We start from the raw sequence: 16,999 nt of genomic DNA on the forward strand, positions 1-16,999 counted from the left end.
CTGTCACTTTGACACGCTGCCCGGGGCGCGGATAGGACGATCCTGCTGCGTCATGTCGCCGGATTTTGAACCGGATAGTGAACGATGCCCGGCGCGCGGACGACGGCGCCTTGCGTCAGATGCGCTTCTTCGATGCGGTCGTCGCCCATCAAGTGAAATACGGTCTCGCCGTGCGCGAGCAGATAGTCCGCGACGATGCGCCGGTGACAGCGCCACCAGACCGCTTCGGAACACATGACGGCGCAGCGTTGCCGACGGCCGAGGCGGATCAGTTCGTCGAGACCGCTGCGGAAGGAGTCAGACAGCGCATAGTCCGCGTAGTTGTGAAAGCTGCGGTTCTCCCAGAAGCCGTTCCGATCCGGCGCAATGTCTTTCGCTTTGCTGCGCAGACCGCCCAGTTCGGCGATTCGCTCATATGCGATGCCGTAGGGCGCGAGGCTCGCGGGAAACGTGTCGGCGTTGAACTGGGGATTCGTCCGGGATTTCGGCACTGTGCGGATGTCGACTAGCTGCTGCACGTCCGCTGTTCGCAAGAGCGCGGCTAGCTCGTCGATGGTTCGGGTCGAATGGCCGACGGTGTAGAAGGGCAGGGGCATCGGGCGCTCGTCAGTGTGAAATTGAATGAAGCAGGGGCCGTGCCGTGGACGAGAACAAACGCCATCCCGGGACAACGCACGTCCCTAGGGTTTACACAGATTTTCAACTTCCAGCCGCGTCCTACAATGAGCATCAATTCACGTATAGCAAGAATAGTTGCTATAGATAAATTGAGTGGCGGGAGACGCGGCATGCAGACCGATTATCAAAAGTTGCGATTCGACTACGTCCGGCCGGCCGAGCACGATGCGCCGTCGGACGCGGTGCATCCGGTGGTCGTCATCGGCGCGGGGCCGGTCGGGCTTTCCACCGCGATCGATCTCGCGCAGCAAGGCGTGAAGGTCGTGCTCGTCGATAACGACGACACCCTGTCGACCGGCTCGCGCGCGATCTGCTTTGCCAAGCGCACGCTCGAAATCTTCGATCGGCTGGGCTGCGGCGATCGCATGGTCGAAAAGGGCGTGAGCTGGAACGTCGGCAAGGTGTTCCTTCAGGACGAACTGATCTATACGTTCAACCTGCTGCCGGAAACGGGCCATGCGCGGCCTGCGTTCATCAACCTCCAGCAGTACTACGTCGAAGGCTTTCTCGCCGATCGCGCAATACAGCTCGACAACCTGCAGATGCGCTGGAAAAGCGATGTCGTCGGCTTGACGCAGCACGATGGGCACGTCGAATTGCAGATCGAGACGCCTGACGGCACGTATCCGCTGCGCGCGCAGTATGTCGTCGCCGCCGATGGCGCGCGCAGCCCCGTGCGCGCCATGCTCGGTCTCGATAGCCGGGGCCGCACGTTCAAGGACCGGTTCCTGATCGCCGATGTGAAGATGAAGGCGTCGTTCCCGACCGAACGCTGGTTCTGGTTCGATCCGCCGTTTCACCGCAATCAGTCCGTGCTGCTGCATCGCCAGCCGGATAACGTATGGCGCATCGACTTCCAGCTTGGATGGGACGCCGATCCGGTTGCCGAGAAGGCGCCCGAGCGGGTGATTCCGCGCGTCAAGGCGCTGCTCGGCGAGAACGTCGAATTCGAACTGGAATGGGTCAGCGTCTATACGTTCTCGTGCCTGCGCATGGATTCGTTCCGGCACGGCCGCGTGCTGTTCGCCGGCGATTCCGCGCATGGCGTCTCGCCGTTCGGTGCGCGCGGCGCGAACAGCGGCGTGCAGGACGCCGACAACCTCGCGTGGAAGTTGCGGCTCGTCGTCAACGGGGATGCGCCATCGGCGCTGCTCGACACCTACGCATCGGAGCGCGAATACGCTGCCGATGAAAACATCCGCAATTCGACCCGCGCGACCGATTTCATCACGCCCAAGAGCGCGGTCTCGCGCCTGTTCCGCGACGCGGCGCTGAAGCTCGCGAAGGACAGCGCATTCGCGCGCCGCATCGTCAATAGCGGGCGGCTGTCCGTGCCGGCGGTGCTGTCGAACTCGCCGCTCAACACGCCGGACGATTCCGCCGATGCGTTCTCCTGCACCATGGTCCCCGGCGCGGTTTGCACCGATGCGCCCGTCGCCGTCGATGGCGAAGACGCGTGGTTCTTGCCCCAGACTTCAGGCGGCCAGTTCACGGGCGTGTATTTCTGCGGGCTGCACGACGACATCGAAGAGACAGCCGGACGGCTCGCCGCGCTCGGACGGCTGCCGGTGCGCGTGCGTGCGCTGATCGTCGCGCCGCGCGGCATGAAGACCCCTCCAATCGCCGACGCGAAGGTGATCGAGGACGTGGAGGGCATCGTGACGCATCGCTTCGATGCGCGCCCCGGCACGTTCTATTTGCTGCGTCCGGATCAGCACGTCTGCGCACGCTGGCGCGCGCTCGACGTCGCCTCGGTCCGCACAGCCGTGAACCGCGCGACCTGCAATGCCCAAGTCAACGGATGAACGACGATGAGCCATCTGAACCTCGAACCGAACATCGCGGATATGGACGCTTTCTACGAGCGTCTGATAGACACGCACAACGGCCTCTCCGATGCCGACAGCCAGATGGTCAACGCCAAGCTCGTGCTGCTGCTCGCGAATCATATCGGCGATATGGACGTGCTCGTCGAGGCGTTTGCGAAAGCCCGCTCGGGCGTAGGCGTGATTGAAGGCGATTGCGCCAGCGTTCTCACGCACTCGACGGAACGTTGATGGCTGAAGCGCATCGCGGCGCTGACGCGCGGACAACGCTGTGCGTATGAATCGGCTTTGGCAACGATGTGCCGCGCGCTGGACTCGATTCGCCGCAGCGCGTCGCAAGAGGCTGTATGCGGAGCGGCATCGGCCGTTCAGTGCGTTAGAGATCGATCGCTTCGTCGACGACACGCGGCGCTGCCGAAGACGCCCGTCAGATTAGTCGCCGTTTCCCGTTGCTTACGTGGAATCGCTCATCACGATGCCGCTCACCGGCCCGTCATCGTCGCGCCTGCGCCGAAGCGCCACGAAAGCCGCTGTGTCGCCGCGAGCAGCGCCCGCGCGACCGGACCGTCGTAGTCGCGGTCGATGCCCCGCGACGAGCCGATCACCGCGATCACCAGCCGGATGCTGCCGGTATGATCGAAAATCGGCGCGGCGAACGTGCCGACGCCGGGAACCGGCGCGTCGAAGGCTTCGTCGATGCCGCGCTCGCGGATGCGTTCCAGCCGCTCGCGATACTCGCGTTGGAGCGGCGGCTTCGTTGCCGCGCCGGCGAGCCGGATCGGTTCCTGTGCGAGCAAGCCTTCCAGCACGTCTTCCGACATATGCGCTGCAAAGACACGTCCGATTGCCGTATTGACGAGCGACATCACCGTGCCGACGCGCAGGCTGATGTGCTGCGGCCGCGCGGACTCTTCCAGCCGGATCACCGTCGGCCCGAGCGGACCGAGCGTGGCGGCGGCGACGCTCAGTTGCGTCGCGGCGGCGAGCGAGACGATTTCGGGTTCGGCATCGCGCGTCGGCGAAAGGCGTTGCAGCGCGATGAGACCCAGTTCGAAGCCGAGTGCGCCCGCGGAAAAGCAGCCGTCGTCGTCGCGCGAGAGCAGGCCGATCTTCTGAAGACTGACGAGGTGCGGAAATGCCTTGGCGGGCGGCATGCCCGCAGCGGCGGCGAGATCGCGCAGGTTCATCGGGCGGCTCGCCGACACCAGCGCGTTCAGCAGTTCGCCCGTGCTGTCGAGCGCATTGATGCCGCGCTGCGCCTTCGCTTCGGACGACGCGGCGTCGTACGGGTTCGGGAAAAAATCAGAGGGCATGAATGGATGATGGCTGAGTCAGTGCTTCGGTGATGCGCCGCGCGACGTCACGCAGCTCGCGTGCGATGTCGCCGGTCCAGGTCACGTCCATCGCGCCCGACGGGCCGATGACCGTCAGCGCGAGTTGCAGATGCCCATCGGCGTCGAGGACCGGCACGCTCAGGCTGCTGATGCCGGGGCTCGGCATGTCGACGCTGCGCGCCATGCCGCGCTTTCGCGTGTCATCGAGGTTAGCCTGCCAGACGGCGTTATCCGGGGCAGCCGTATCGTCCATGCCGATGCGCGGCCGGTCGATGCCCTGGCCTTTCATCATCGCGGCAAGCTGGCCGGGATCGAGAAACGCGCTGAACACGCGCCCGGTGGACGTGGTTTGCAGCGACATCACCGTGCCGACGTGCAGGTTCACGTGCAGCGGATAGCCGCCGCGTTCATACCGCACGATGGTCGGCCCCTGAGCGCCCGCAACGCACACCGCCACGCTATAGCCGATTCTTTCCGCGAGCCCCGCTGCATGAGAGGCGGCCACGCGATACGCCTCCTGCTGCTCGACGAACATCAGCCCGAGACGCAGCGAGAGCGGGCCGGGCTCGTAATAGCCGGTGAGTCCGTCGCGCTTGACGAGGCCGAGCCGCGTCAGGCTGACGAGATAGGTATGCGCCTGCGCGGTCGACAGCGCGGCGGCGTTGGCGAGTTCGCTCAATGCGACCGGCTCACGGCGTTTCGCGAGCGCTTCGAGAATGCGCCCGGCCACTTCGACACTCTGTATGCCTCGTTGCGGTTTCTCTGTAACTTCTTTCAAGGGTGCTTCGCTCCTGCGCGCAGTCCGATCGGCCGATGCTAGCGCATCCGGCCTGTCCATCATAGAACCGGGGTTTTCCCGTAGTTCACGTATAGCAAATGACGTTGCTATTGACAAATATCAACGGCGGCGCGACCATGCATCATCCCTGCCGATCAATGGAGACAGACATGGCAAAGGCGTTCGCATCCCAGGCCGACCTCGAAGAGAAGAAGATCACCTTCACGCAGCTTTCTGACAACGCCTGGGCCTACACGGCCGAGGGCGATCCGAATTCCGGCGTCGTCATCGGCGACGACGGCGTGCTGATCGTCGATACGACCGCGACGCCCGCGATGGCGCAAGACCTGATCGCCAGAATTCGCACCGTCACCGACAAGCCGATCAAATACGTGGTGCTGTCGCACTATCACGCGGTGCGCGTGCTGGGTGCATCGGCGTATTTCGAGGAGGGCGCGCAACAGATCATCGCGAGCCGCGGCACGTATGAAATGATCGTCGAGCGCGGCGAACAGGACATGAAGTCGGAGATCGAGCGCTTTCCGCGTCTGTTCGCCGGCGTCGAAACCGTGCCGGGCCTCACCTGGCCGACGCTCGTGTTCGAAAAAGAAATCACGCTGTGGCTCGGCAAGCTGGAAGTGAAGATCGCGCATCTCGGCTCGGGCCATACGAAGGGCGATACGGTTGTCTGGCTGCCGTCGCAGAAGGTCTTGTTCTCGGGCGATCTCGTCGAATACGACGCAGCCTGCTACTGCGGCGACGCGCAACTCGAAGAATGGCCCGCCACGCTCGAAGCGCTGCGAAAGCTGGAGCCGCACAAGCTCGTGCCGGGACGCGGTCCCGCGCTGCTCGATCCGGCGGCAGTCGACAAGGGCATCGACTACACGAAGGACTTCGTGACGACGCTCTTGCAAGCGGGACGCGACGCCGTCGCGCAGAAGCTCGATCTGAAGAACGCGATGGCGCTCGCGCGCAAGTCGATGGACCCGAAGTTCGGCAACGTATTCATCTACGAGCACTGCCTGCCGTTCGATGTTTCTCGCGCGTACGACGAAGCGAGCGGCATCAAGCATCCGCGCATCTGGACGGCTGAGCGCGACAAGGAAATGTGGGCCGCGCTGCAGGACTGATCTTCGTCGCTATGCTCATGGGCCCGGCACCGGGCCCTTTTCCCGATTAACGTTCCAGGACGCGAAAGACGTCCGGGCAGCGAGCGTGCGTCCGACCTCTGATGAGGCGGCGTTCTGGAGAGAGACAATGCATCAATCCGTCGACATTGCATCATCAGGAATCCGTAACGTTCCGGTCGAAGACGATCGCCTCATTGCGAAAGTCGCGTGGCGCATCATTCCGTTCCTGTTCCTGTGTTACGTCGTATCCTTTCTGGACCGGATCAACATCGGCTTCGCGCAGTTGCAGATGAAGCACGATCTGGGCTTCTCCGACGCCATGTACGGACTCGGTGCTGCGGTGTTCTACATCGGCTACGTGCTCTGCGAAGTGCCCAGCAACATGCTGCTGGCGAAGTACGGTGCGCGTCGGACCTTCACACGCATCATGCTGCTTTGGGGCGCCGCTTCGGTGGGCATGATGTTCGTCAGCAAGCCACCGCATTTCTATCTGCTGCGCTTCGTGCTCGGCGTGTTCGAAGCGGGCTTTTTCCCCGGCATCGTGTTGTACCTCACGTACTGGTTCCCGGCGAATCGCCGTGCGGCGGTGATGTCCGTGTTCTTCGCGGGCGTGGCGGTGGCGGGCGTGCTCGGCGGACTGGTGTCCGGCTGGATCATGCGCGACATGAGCGGCGTGATGGGCCTTCACGGCTGGCAATGGATGTTCGCGATCGAAGGCGCGCCTGCTGTGCTGCTTGCGTTCGTCGCGCTGTTCTATCTGGTGGATCGGCCCGAACATGCGGCATGGCTCTCCAGCGAAGAAAAGGCGCGTCTGATTACGTTGTGTTCGCAGGAACGCACCGGGAAGAGCGGCCACGATGCCCGCACTTTCGCGGCGGCGCTCCTGAATCCGCGCGTATATCTCTTTGCGTTCATCTATTTTTCGCTGACGTGTGCCTCGCTCACGCTGAACTTCTGGATGCCGCTGATGATTCGTGACTTCGGCATCAAGGACGTGATGCAGGTAAGTCTCTACACGGTGATACCGAATGCGATCGGCGCGATCGGCCTGATTCTCATCGCGCGCCACTCCGATCGCATGGGGGAGCGCCGCAAGCACTTCGCGTTCTGCACGATCGGCGGTGGCATCGCGCTCGCGGCGCTGACGCTTCATCTCGACAGCTTCCCCGCGATGCTCGCCATTCTTTCGGCAGCCGCCGTACTCATCTTCGCCGCGTTGCCGATCTTCTGGGCGGTGCCGCCGAGCTATCTGTCGGGGAACGCGGCGGCGGCGGGCATCGCGTTGATCAGCAGTATCGGCATCACGAGCGGAATCGTGAGTCCGTGGGTTATCGGCATGATTCGCACGAGCACGGGCAGCATGGATCTCGCGGTGTACATGCTGGCGGGCTTGCTTACGGTGAGCGGCATCGCGCTGCTGGCAGGCGTGCGTGCCAGCGATACGCGAGCGCGTTGATGCGGGCGGGGGCAATGCGTTCATCGCCTGGCATTGAAATCTCTCTCGACAGACAAGCTTGCGCGGGTTTGCACCTAGCCCGCCATAAACAGATGGAATCGGTTCGACGGTAAATTTGATTGGATTTCCGGCAGAGGCAGACATATCGTGCGCAGATCACCTGCCGTGCATGCTGCGCCAGTTGCGAGCAGCGCGTGCGGCGTCGAACACGAATTAGCCACGATAAAAATCTTGCCAGGAGACTCATACATGGAGCAGTCGTCCCCCGTTTCAGGTGCGCCGCATTCCGATGCAGGCGGCGCGCACGACTTCGCCGCGAGCGACAAGGCATCGCCAAGAGTGCGAAGAATTCAGCGCACTGCGCTCGCGTTGCTCCTACTAAGTGGGATCATCAACTATATCGATCGTGCGACGCTGTCGATCGCCAATCCGCTCATTCGACAAGACCTCGGACTCTCGGTCGCGGAAATGGGCCTGCTGCTTTCGGCGTTTCTTTGGGCCTATGCGTTCGCGCAATTGCCCGCAGGCGCATTCGTCGATCGCTTCGGCGCGCGCGTGATGCTGTCGGTCAGTCTCGCGACGTGGTCGGTGGCGCAGGCGTTCGGCGGCGTCGTGAACAGCTTCGGGCAGTTCTTCGCGGCGCGCATGATTCTGGGCATCGGCGAGGCGCCGCAATTCCCGACGAGCGCGAAAGTCGTTCGCGACTGGTTCGGCAAGAAGGAGCGCGGCGCGGCGACTGGCATATGGAACAGTTCATCGACCCTGGGTACCGCGATATCGGCCCCGTTGCTCACAGTCGTCATGCTGACGGTCGGATGGCGATGGATGTTCGGCATCATGGGCATTGCCGGACTGGTGGTCGCACTGGGCTTCTACCTCGTGCATCGCGATCCGCATCAGGTCGATCTGACGCAGCGTGAGCGCGCCTATCTGAACGACGGCGAAGAAGAGGTCGCAGCGCGCCCGACATGGAACGACTGGCGCCGCCTGTTCGGATTCGGTACGACGTGGGGCATGCTGCTGGGCTTCTTCGGCACGATCTATGTGCTCTGGCTGTATAACGCGTGGCTGCCGACCTATCTGCAAATGGAGTTCCATTTGACGATCGCGAAGTCGGGATGGGTCGCGGCGGTTCCGTATCTCTTCGGCGTGGTCGGCAGTCTGTCCGGCGGCAAGGTGTGCGATGTGCTCGCGAAGCGAGGCGTCTCCGCGATCAACAGCCGCAAGTATCCGATGGCTGCATCGTTGCTGGGCGTCGCGTTCTTCACGGTCCTGACGGGCCTCACGCACAGCGCGACGCTCGCGGTCGTCTTCATCTCCATCTCGATGTTGCTGCTGTATGTATCGAGCAGCGCCGCGTGGGCGATGGCTTCCGTGGCGGCGCCGGCCAACTGCACCGCATCCATCGGCGCGATGCAGAACTTCGGAGGGTACTTCGGAGGCGCGTTGGCGCCGGTTATCACGGGCTTCATCGTGCAGCAGTCGCACTCGTTCCAGCCTGCGTTGTTCGTCGGAGCGGCGGTGGCCGCTATCGCGGTAGTCGGCTATTGGGTGCTCGTGCGTCAGCCGATACCGGCGGCCGTGCAGACGCGCAATGCATAAAAGATGCGGCTGAAGATGGCACCCGCGATGATCGTCGCGGGTGCTTCGAAGAAGAAACTACGCAGTCAGTGCCGCAGGAAAGCGCAGCTCATACCGATCTGCGCAGGCTTCCAGCGCCGGCGCGATGCCGGGATACAGCGCGACGCCGTCGCGCAGTTGCTCGCGCTTGAGGCTCAGTCCGCGATCGCCCGGCATCCGGACATTCGAGAAGCCGGGGCGGGGCGGATTCTCGCGGCATGCGTCACCGATCCAGTCCATCTGCCTGCGGAACGCGGCGGGGCCGCCGAACGCAGCCGGATCGTATAGCGACAGGAACACGGTCGCACCCCATCCGTCAGCGGGATCGGCTCGACCGTGGCCCGCGAGTCCACCCGTCATCGCCTCGATCAGCAGCGCCATGCCGAAGCCTTTGTGACCCCATGTCATGCCGCCAACCGGCAGGATCGACCCGGGCGGATCGGCGGACAACACGCCGGGATCGCGGCTCGGCTCGCCGTTCGCATCGATGAAACAGGCTTCATCGAACAGTTCGCCGGCTTTATGCAGACGCGCGGTCATGCCGTTCGTCACCGTCGATGACGAGATGTCGATCAGGAAAGGCGTACCCGAGGTCGGAATGCCGGCGGCGATCGGATTCGGCGTGAAGACCGAACGTGTGCCGCCGTGCGGCGCGACGCTTTGCACCGCCGGGTCCGAACTGCTCAGCACGATCATGAAGCCGTCGGCCGTGGCCTTCTCCAGATAGCTCGCAAGACACGCGATATGGTGACTGCGGCGAATCACGAGCGTCGCGCTTCCGTATTCTCGCGCCCTCGGGGCGAGCGTTTCGATGCCCTGCAAAACGAGCCACGGGCCGGGAAGACGCCGTCCATCCCAGAGCAGGCTCGCGCCGCGGTCCGAGATCACGTCCGGTTCGCCGGAGCATGTCATTGCCGCACGTTCTATCTCGCCGATGTAAGGGGCGAGCAACGCGAGGCCGTGGGTGTCGTGTCCCATCAGGTCGCCGTCGACGAGCGTGCTCGCAACGGCTCGCGCCTTCGGTTCATCCAGGCCCGCTTTAACAAGCAGGTCCTGTGCAAAGCGTTGCAGATCGGTAGCGGAATATCGCACTCTTGCGTTCATGATTTGGCTGAGTCTGTGGATTGGATTGAGTCTGGATTCACTGCGCTCGTCGATTGTCGTTTGGCCGTTCGATAAGCGTCCAATCGCTAATTGCGTAGAATCCATTCCATCCGGTTATGAGGCTGTGTGCGTTTACCCTTATGTCCCGCGATTCCGCCATCTCGACCTTTCAGGTTTTAACGAAGCTGCGCTTCAGGCATTTGCAACTGCTGGAATTGTTGGGCCGTACTCGCAACCTGCGCCTTGCGGCCGAACAGATGCACGTCACGCAGCCTGCGGCGACGAAGATCCTGAGCGACGTGGAAGCGATGCTCGGCGCGTCGCTCTTCGACCGGCTGCCGCGCGAGATGCGGCCGACCTATCTGGGTGAGTTGTCGGTGCGCTATGCGAGCACGACCCTCGCCAACCTGAGCAAGTTCTCAGGAGAGTTCGCCACGCTCAGGAACGGCGGCTACGGCCATCTGACGGTGGGTTTCATACCGGCGTCGGCTGCGCAACTGGTCATCGCCGCGATCAAGGAGATTCAGCGCAGGCGGCCACGGCTCATCATCAAGCTCGTCGAACAGAGCAGCGATCAACTGGCGACGTGGCTCGAAGAAAAGCGCCTCGACGTGATGGTCGGCCGCCCGACCGAGCCGCGCCACGCGGCGCTCTTCGATGTCGTGGATCTGCTGGCGGAGCCCGCGTGCGCGGTCGTCGGGCAGCATCATCCTTTGCTGAAGCAGCGGCAACTGGAGATAGCCGATCTGGGACGATGGCCGTGGATTCTTTATCCGCCGGGCACCGCGATGCGGCAGCTATTCGAGGAGACGTTCGCGGCTGCGGGGATGGTGGCCCCGGTCGGCATCGTGGAGACGCCTTCCATCTTTTCGACCTTGGAACTGTTGCAGGCCACCGACATGCTGTCGCTGCAGCCGCAATCGGCGATGGACAAGTACGTAAAGAACGGATTGTTAGGCTATCTAAGCGTTCCCATTCGGCGCACGCTGACGAACTACAGCGTCATCACGCGAAAAAACGAAATCGCATCGCAGCCGATAGAAGAATTCGTCGATATTCTCGTCGGGATCGCGCGTCAGAGCGACGAACACCGTTAGGTTGAGGTCAGCAAGCGGGCCGGGAATGAACACAGCGGTTATGTGATAATCCTTAACCCGCGCCCGGCCGGCCCACAAGGTCGTCGACCCATGCGCGCGAGGCCCGTTACCCCTCGTGGCCTGCTTTTCTTCTCGCGATATCAAACAGCCACCACGATGCCTACATACCGTTCCAAAACTTCCACCGCGGGCCGAAACATGGCGGGTGCGCGCTCGCTCTGGCGCGCCACCGGCATGAAAGACGAAGACTTTTCGAAGCCGATCATCGCCGTCGTCAACTCGTTCACCCAGTTCGTGCCGGGTCACGTCCACCTGAAGGATCTCGGTCAGCTTGTGGCCCGCGAAATCGAGGCGGCGGGCGGCGTGGCCAAGGAATTCAACACGATTGCGGTCGATGACGGCATCGCGATGGGCCACGACGGCATGCTCTATTCGCTGCCGAGCCGCGACATCATCGCGGATTCCGTGGAATACATGGTCAACGCGCACTGCGCCGACGCCATGGTCTGCATCTCGAACTGCGACAAGATCACTCCCGGCATGTTGATGGCCGCGATGCGCCTGAACATTCCGGTCATCTTCGTTTCGGGCGGCCCGATGGAAGCGGGCAAGACGCGCCTCGCCAATCCGAAGACGAAGGCCATCGAACTGAAGAAGCTCGATCTCGTCGATGCGATGGTGATCGCCGCCGACTCGTCTTACTCCGACGCGGACGTGGCCGAAGTCGAGCGCTCTGCATGCCCGACGTGCGGCTCGTGCTCGGGCATGTTCACGGCCAACTCGATGAACTGCCTGACCGAAGCGCTCGGTCTCTCGCTGCCGGGCAACGGCACCGTGGTCGCGACGCATGCGGACCGGGAGCAGCTTTTCAAGCGCGCGGGACGCGGCATCGTCGAACTGGCGCGCCGTTACTACGAACAGGAAGAGGCGGGCGTGCTGCCGCGTTCGGTCGGCTTCAAGGCCTTCGAGAACGCGATGACGCTCGACATCGCGATGGGCGGCTCGACCAACACGATCCTGCACCTGCTTGCGATCGCACGCGAAGCCGACATCGACTTCACGATGGAGGACATCGACCGCCTCTCGCGCACCGTGCCGCAGCTTTGCAAGGTCGCGCCCAACACGAACAAGTATCACATCGAGGACGTGCATCGCGCGGGCGGCATCATGGCGATCCTCGGCGAACTGGATCGCGCCGGCAAACTGCATACCGACGTGCCGACAGTGCATGCGCCGACGCTGAAGGATGCGCTCGCGCAGTGGGACATCAAGCTTACCGACGACGAAGCGGTCAGGACGTTCTACATGGCCGGCCCGGCAGGCGTTCCGTCGCAGGTCGCGTTCAGTCAGAACACCCGCTGGCCGAGCCTGGACACGGATCGAGCCGAGGGCTGCATCCGCTCGTATGAGCACGCGTTCTCGAAAGAGGGCGGCCTTGCGGTGCTGACGGGCAACATCGCGCTGGATGGCTGCGTGGTGAAGACTGCTGGCGTGGACGAAAGCATTCTGGTGTTCGAAGGCACGGCGCACGTGACGGAGTCGCAGGACGAGGCGGTCGAGAACATCCTGAACGACAAGGTCAAGGCGGGCGATGTGGTGATCGTTCGTTACGAAGGCCCGAAGGGTGGACCGGGCATGCAGGAAATGCTTTATCCGACGAGCTATATCAAGTCGAAGGGACTCGGCAAGGCGTGCGCGCTGCTGACGGACGGGCGCTTTTCAGGCGGCACGTCGGGTCTGTCGATCGGACACTGCTCGCCGGAAGCGGCAGCGGGCGGCGCGATCGGCCTCGTGCGCGACGGCGACAGGATTCGCATCGACATTCCGAACCGGACGATCGACGTGCTGCTGTCCGATGAAGAACTCGCCCGGCGCCGTGAAGAGCAGAACGCGAAGGGCTGGAAGCCCGCGAAGCAGCGCCCGCGGAAGGTGTCGGCGGCGCTGAAGGCGTACGCGAAGCTGGTGATGTCGGCGGATAAGGGTGCGGTCAGGGATTTGTCGTTGCTGGAGGATTGAGTTCTCTCCGTGTGATTGATTCGATCGGGGCCGCTCTTCTGAGCGGCCTTTTTTTCGGAGCGGAGGAATTGGCGCGGTTGGTTCTATTCAAGCGTCGTTGATTACGCGGTCGTTGAAAGAGCTAAACCAAAGGTCCCGCACCGCGTCCGGACTTAGTGGCTGAACCGCTCGCGGCCGGCGGCGGTCCTGAAGGCAGTCTTGTGGTCGACGATTTCCGCCGCATCGACCACCCGATTGCGGCCGCGCGACTTCGCCCGGTACAGAGCCGCGTCTGCCATGCCCAGCAGCGCTTGCGCCGACTCAGGCTGGTTCGGGAACGTGCAAGCTAATCCGATCGAGACGGTGACAGGTCCGCCGCTCGGCGATGCCGATGGGATCGCGAGCTCCTCCACCGCCCCCCTGAGCGACTGACCGACGCGCAGTCCCGCCTCCGATTCACACGCGGGCAGCACGACGACGAACTCTTCGCCGCCGTATCGTGCAATGAAATCGCTCTGACGACGCAAGGTGCTCGCGAGCGCGCCGGCGACTTGTTTCAAGCACTCATCGCCCGCCAGATGCCCGAACGTGTCGTTGTATTGCTTGAAGTGGTCCACATCGATCAGCAGGACGCACAACGGCTGGCTGCTGGCGGAAGCCAGGGAAAACTCCTGCGCAAAGCGCTCGTCGAAGTAGGCGCGGTTGAAGACGCCCGTGAGGCCGTCACGTGCCGACGTCTCGACCAATCTCCGGTGAGTCTCGGACAGACGGCGGTAGAGGCCCGTCGTCTCATAGATCAGCATTCCAAGCACGGCGCTCGACGACATCATCGAGGCCCCGCGTGCGGCGTACCAGCCCACGCTGTAACGGGCGCTCGCCGAGAGGGTCAGCGTCACATCGATCAGCGCGCCGAGCAGCGCGACTCCCAGCCACAGGTCCATCAGGGACCGGAGGCGAGTGGTCGAGACGTGGAGTCCAAGCGCTGCGAGACACGTCGCTTCGACAATGAGTGCAGCAGGGCTGCTCGATAGCTGCGCATATGAACCAGACTTCGCGACGATCGGCGGAAGGTGCGACTGGCCGACAGTTGCAACTACGCAAAGGGCGATCGCCAAGGCGACCGCCCCCACGACGACGGCTCTGCCGCGCCCCCGGTGAGTCAAGTCCGATGGAACGGAACGGGAAATCAACGAGGCTGTCACGAGAGCAGGGAAGCCGCCGTGCCAGAACACCCAGATCCAGATCGCCGTCTGCGGCCCTGCGCCAAGCAGACCTGTTGGCGAGAAGATGCCGGGAAAGACAAGTAACTGAATGGCGGCGATCACGCCGGTGAACGCGTACGCCCCGCTGAGCGCTGCGAACAGCAACCTTCCCGAGACGACGTACTGGGTCCAGAGCAGCAGCGCGGTCAGCCCCTCGGTGACCGTGACCCAGGTAGCGAATATCGGCAAAAAGGCGGGAATGACCGGCCCGGGGTTCTTGGCAAATGGCCAGATGAGGACGGCGGCAATAATCGACAAAGCCGCCGCAGCGGCGGCCATAGCGCGATGCCGCGGCGTGGATGGGAGGTGAATGAGCGTGGTTTGCATTGCTGGAGATGGCGTAAGTGCGACCGCTGCCGCTGTAGCCCCTCGGCCGAGGAATCTAAGCTCTGTATAACGGCTGCGGGCCAAGGTTCTTGAAAAACCGTAGGTTCGATTGCTATCGATATCCAGCCACGGTAGCTACGTTCAATTCGAATGCGACCATTGTTTCACACGAGCTTCCGCCGCTCGCGCCCGAGAAACTCCATCGGTTCCGTTTCGAAGCGGATGACGGCTCGCGCTCGCCCAGCAGCCGACAAAATCACGCTCGCACCGCTCGCGCGATCGCTGAGAATCTGGATCGCCGCGATGCCGTCATCAAGATGCTCCGCTCAATCGTCAGCATAAAGCGCGCCGATCACGGCAATCTCATCAGTACGACCTGCACGAACGCCGACGATGCCCCTTGCGCTGCAGCCGCAGGACCGAGTGCCCCGACATGGCCCCGTTGCAGACTTGGTTGATGACCTATCGATTCGCCACAGAAGTCGGAATCGTCAAGGCGTCGCGGAGACAACCTCCCGTTGCTTCAGACGGCCGGTTTCATTCCTCGGACAGAGCGCCTACGCGTTAGGGGTTAAAACTACTATTGGACGAATATCGGACCGGTAAGATCAAACATCAAAGCCGACCGTATGACGATAGCGCTTCGAACGAACGGTCGATCAAAGACCGCGGGGGCGTGCAAACCGGCAGGAGACGGCACCAAAGAGTGCCGGTCCGCCTACGAACCTGAGAGAGAACCGATGATCATCTATCACGGAGGAGCGGCGTTCGAGCCGAACGTCCTGCGCGACGGGAAATCCTTCGTCGCAACAGCGTCCATCTTCGAGGAGGACGGTCATGTGACCTCGCTCGGAAGGTGGGGCTTATTCGCCAACGAAGAGTGTGCAATGCACTTCGCGATTCTCTCGGCGACGGCTTTTATCGAAGGCGATGAATTGCCGGTTCCGCCCATCAGGTTATTGGCGTAGGGTGACTCATCTGGCCGGCGGCCGCGATCGACATCCGGTCTGGTGCCAATAGTCCACCAGTCCACCAGTCCACCAGTCCACCAGTCCACCAGTCGCTGGCGGCCTGCAGATCCTCCGGATAGTACGGGGCGTACCATTGCGGCATGGCTGCAAGTCGAGCCGTATGAAGCAATCATCGAGTCGGAGGTTCGAGGTGAGCCAGGAGACAGTCCCCATCAACACCCGCGAACTGCGCGACGCGTTCGGCGCGTTCATGACGGGTGTCACGATCGTGACCACCGCGACCGACGACGGCAAGCCGCGCGGCTTTACCGCCAACTCGTTCTCGTCCGTGTCGCTCGATCCGGCGCTGCTGCTGGTCAGCATCGCCAAGACGTCGAGCAATTACAAGGCGTTTTCGTCGACCGGCCATTTCGCGATCAACATCCTTGCGGAAGGACAAAAGGACTTGTCGAATACGTTCGCTCGTCCGAGCGACGACCGCTTCGCCAACGTTCACTGGCAAATGAGCGCGAACGGTAATCCGCTGCTCGGCGGCGTCAGCGCATGGTTCGACTGCACGACGCACCATATCGTCGATGCGGGCGACCACGCGGTCATCATCGGCAAGGTCGAAGCGTTCCGTTCGGCCGGTTATGCAGGTCTCGGCTATTACCGTGGCGGCTACTTCACCCCGGCCAAGGTTTCGGCGGAAGTCATCGCCGGCCCGAGTGTGATCGTCAGCGCCATCATTGCGAGGGATGACAAGGTGTTGCTAGTGAAAAGGCCCAACGACACGTGGGGCCTGCCATCGCGCGAGATGGGCAAGGAAGGCGCGGACAAGACGCTCGCGGCACTCTTTCGCGAGTATCAGCCAGAGGCATCGGCGAGCTTTATCTACTCGGTGTACAACAACACGGAAACCCGGCACCAGTACATCACGTTCCTGTGCAGCGCGCCGGATGATTCCGCCGCCTCGGGCAAGTTCGTCGATCTCGACGATATCGGAACGCTCACGTTACAGGACAGTGCGCTTGCAAACATGCTCGAGCGCTACCGCAAGGAAAGCCAGTTGGGGAATTACGGCCTTTATCTGGGCGACCATAGCAGCGGCACTGTCCGCCCGCTCCATCCGTGAAACGTCACATTATGGCGATGGGTCATAGTCCGCTTTCCCTGGCGCGGGAACTCGCCGTGGTGTTGCGCCATCGTTGGAGGAGCGTTGCTCCGGCGTCGGTAAGGTGCCGCCCGCAGCGCATCTCGCGAGCAGCAGCGACACGAAACCGATGTACGCAACGGTAGTTGCATGACCATTCTTCAGGCTTTCACGAGGAGTCGCTGATCGTGCAGGTCGGAGGTTCGGTGACGGCTGCCCCTTGGATAGACATCGATACCTGTGTCGTCAGGCGGAAACCGCCATTGACCATCAGCACAGCTACTTGTCG

Annotated in this window: 12 protein-coding genes and 1 pseudogene; 9 read left to right on the forward strand and 4 right to left on the reverse strand. The window is 62.7% G+C overall.

Features of this window, described 5'->3' with window-relative positions:
* Positions 1-50: 50 nt before the first annotated feature.
* Entirely contained in the window at positions 51-596 is a 546-nt protein-coding gene (locus tag BG57_RS09960) for a DUF488 domain-containing protein (RefSeq protein WP_035962641.1), read from the reverse strand.
* Between the two features lie 192 nt (positions 597-788).
* Between BG57_RS09960 and BG57_RS09965 the strand changes: the two genes are divergently transcribed.
* Together BG57_RS09965 and BG57_RS09970 are read left to right on the forward strand one after the other, a co-directional pair.
* The gene (locus BG57_RS09965) at positions 789-2,483 is read left to right on the forward strand and encodes an FAD-dependent oxidoreductase (protein WP_035962643.1); all 1,695 of its coding nucleotides are present in this window, start codon (positions 789-791) and stop codon (positions 2,481-2,483) included.
* A 6-nt stretch (positions 2,484-2,489) separates the two neighbouring features.
* Positions 2,490-2,735, forward strand: coding sequence for a DUF2783 domain-containing protein (locus BG57_RS09970; protein ID WP_052005692.1), 246 nt, complete (start codon positions 2,490-2,492; stop codon positions 2,733-2,735).
* A 251-nt stretch (positions 2,736-2,986) separates the two neighbouring features.
* On the opposite strand, the pseudogene BG57_RS34285 reads toward BG57_RS09970, so the two are convergent.
* A pseudogene (locus BG57_RS34285) lies at positions 2,987-4,676 on the reverse strand (IclR family transcriptional regulator).
* Positions 4,677-4,786: 110 nt separating this feature from the next.
* Between BG57_RS34285 and BG57_RS09985 the strand changes: the two are divergent.
* The 3 genes from BG57_RS09985 to BG57_RS09995 all read left to right on the forward strand — a co-directional run bounded on the left by BG57_RS09985 (position 4,787) and on the right by BG57_RS09995 (position 8,804).
* The gene (locus tag BG57_RS09985) at positions 4,787-5,746 is read left to right on the forward strand and encodes an MBL fold metallo-hydrolase (RefSeq protein ID WP_035962645.1); all 960 of its coding nucleotides are present in this window, start codon (positions 4,787-4,789) and stop codon (positions 5,744-5,746) included.
* Between the two features lie 127 nt (positions 5,747-5,873).
* Positions 5,874-7,202 carry an MFS transporter gene (locus tag BG57_RS09990; RefSeq protein WP_035962647.1) on the forward strand — a complete coding sequence of 443 codons (1,329 nt, stop codon included), beginning with the start codon at positions 5,874-5,876 and terminating at the stop codon, positions 7,200-7,202.
* 249 nt (positions 7,203-7,451) lie between these two features.
* A complete protein-coding gene (locus tag BG57_RS09995; protein ID WP_035962649.1) occupies positions 7,452-8,804 on the forward strand; it encodes an MFS transporter in 1,353 nt (450 codons plus the stop codon).
* A 57-nt stretch (positions 8,805-8,861) separates the two neighbouring features.
* Here BG57_RS09995 and BG57_RS10000 read toward each other — a convergent pair whose 3' ends face one another.
* Complete coding sequence (locus tag BG57_RS10000) at positions 8,862-9,926, reverse strand: Ldh family oxidoreductase (RefSeq protein WP_035962650.1); 1,065 nt, start codon at positions 9,924-9,926, stop codon at positions 8,862-8,864.
* A 140-nt stretch (positions 9,927-10,066) separates the two neighbouring features.
* On the opposite strand from BG57_RS10000, the gene BG57_RS10005 reads away from it, so the two are divergent.
* Both BG57_RS10005 and ilvD read left to right on the forward strand, forming a co-directional pair.
* Complete coding sequence (locus BG57_RS10005; protein WP_035962651.1) at positions 10,067-11,023, forward strand: LysR family transcriptional regulator; 957 nt, start codon at positions 10,067-10,069, stop codon at positions 11,021-11,023.
* 156 nt (positions 11,024-11,179) lie between these two features.
* Positions 11,180-13,039 carry a dihydroxy-acid dehydratase gene (ilvD, locus tag BG57_RS10010; RefSeq protein WP_035962652.1) on the forward strand — a complete coding sequence of 620 codons (1,860 nt, stop codon included), beginning with the start codon at positions 11,180-11,182 and terminating at the stop codon, positions 13,037-13,039.
* A 152-nt stretch (positions 13,040-13,191) separates the two neighbouring features.
* Here the strand turns inward: ilvD and BG57_RS10015 are convergent, their stop codons facing one another.
* On the reverse strand, positions 13,192-14,607 hold the full coding sequence (locus tag BG57_RS10015) for a sensor domain-containing diguanylate cyclase (RefSeq protein ID WP_075583108.1): 1,416 nt from the start codon (positions 14,605-14,607) through the stop codon (positions 13,192-13,194).
* A gap of 740 nt (positions 14,608-15,347) precedes the next feature.
* On the opposite strand from BG57_RS10015, the gene BG57_RS10020 reads away from it, so the two are divergent.
* Positions 15,348-15,575, forward strand: a complete 228-nt coding sequence (locus BG57_RS10020) for a hypothetical protein (RefSeq protein WP_035962778.1) — start codon at positions 15,348-15,350, stop codon at positions 15,573-15,575.
* Between the two features lie 193 nt (positions 15,576-15,768).
* Positions 15,769-16,692, forward strand: coding sequence for a flavin reductase (locus BG57_RS10025; RefSeq protein WP_035962654.1), 924 nt, complete (start codon positions 15,769-15,771; stop codon positions 16,690-16,692).
* Positions 16,693-16,999: the final 307 nt, after the last annotated feature.

The sequence above is a fragment of the Caballeronia grimmiae genome (genome assembly GCF_000698555.1).
Taxonomy (GTDB): domain Bacteria; phylum Pseudomonadota; class Gammaproteobacteria; order Burkholderiales; family Burkholderiaceae; genus Caballeronia; species Caballeronia grimmiae.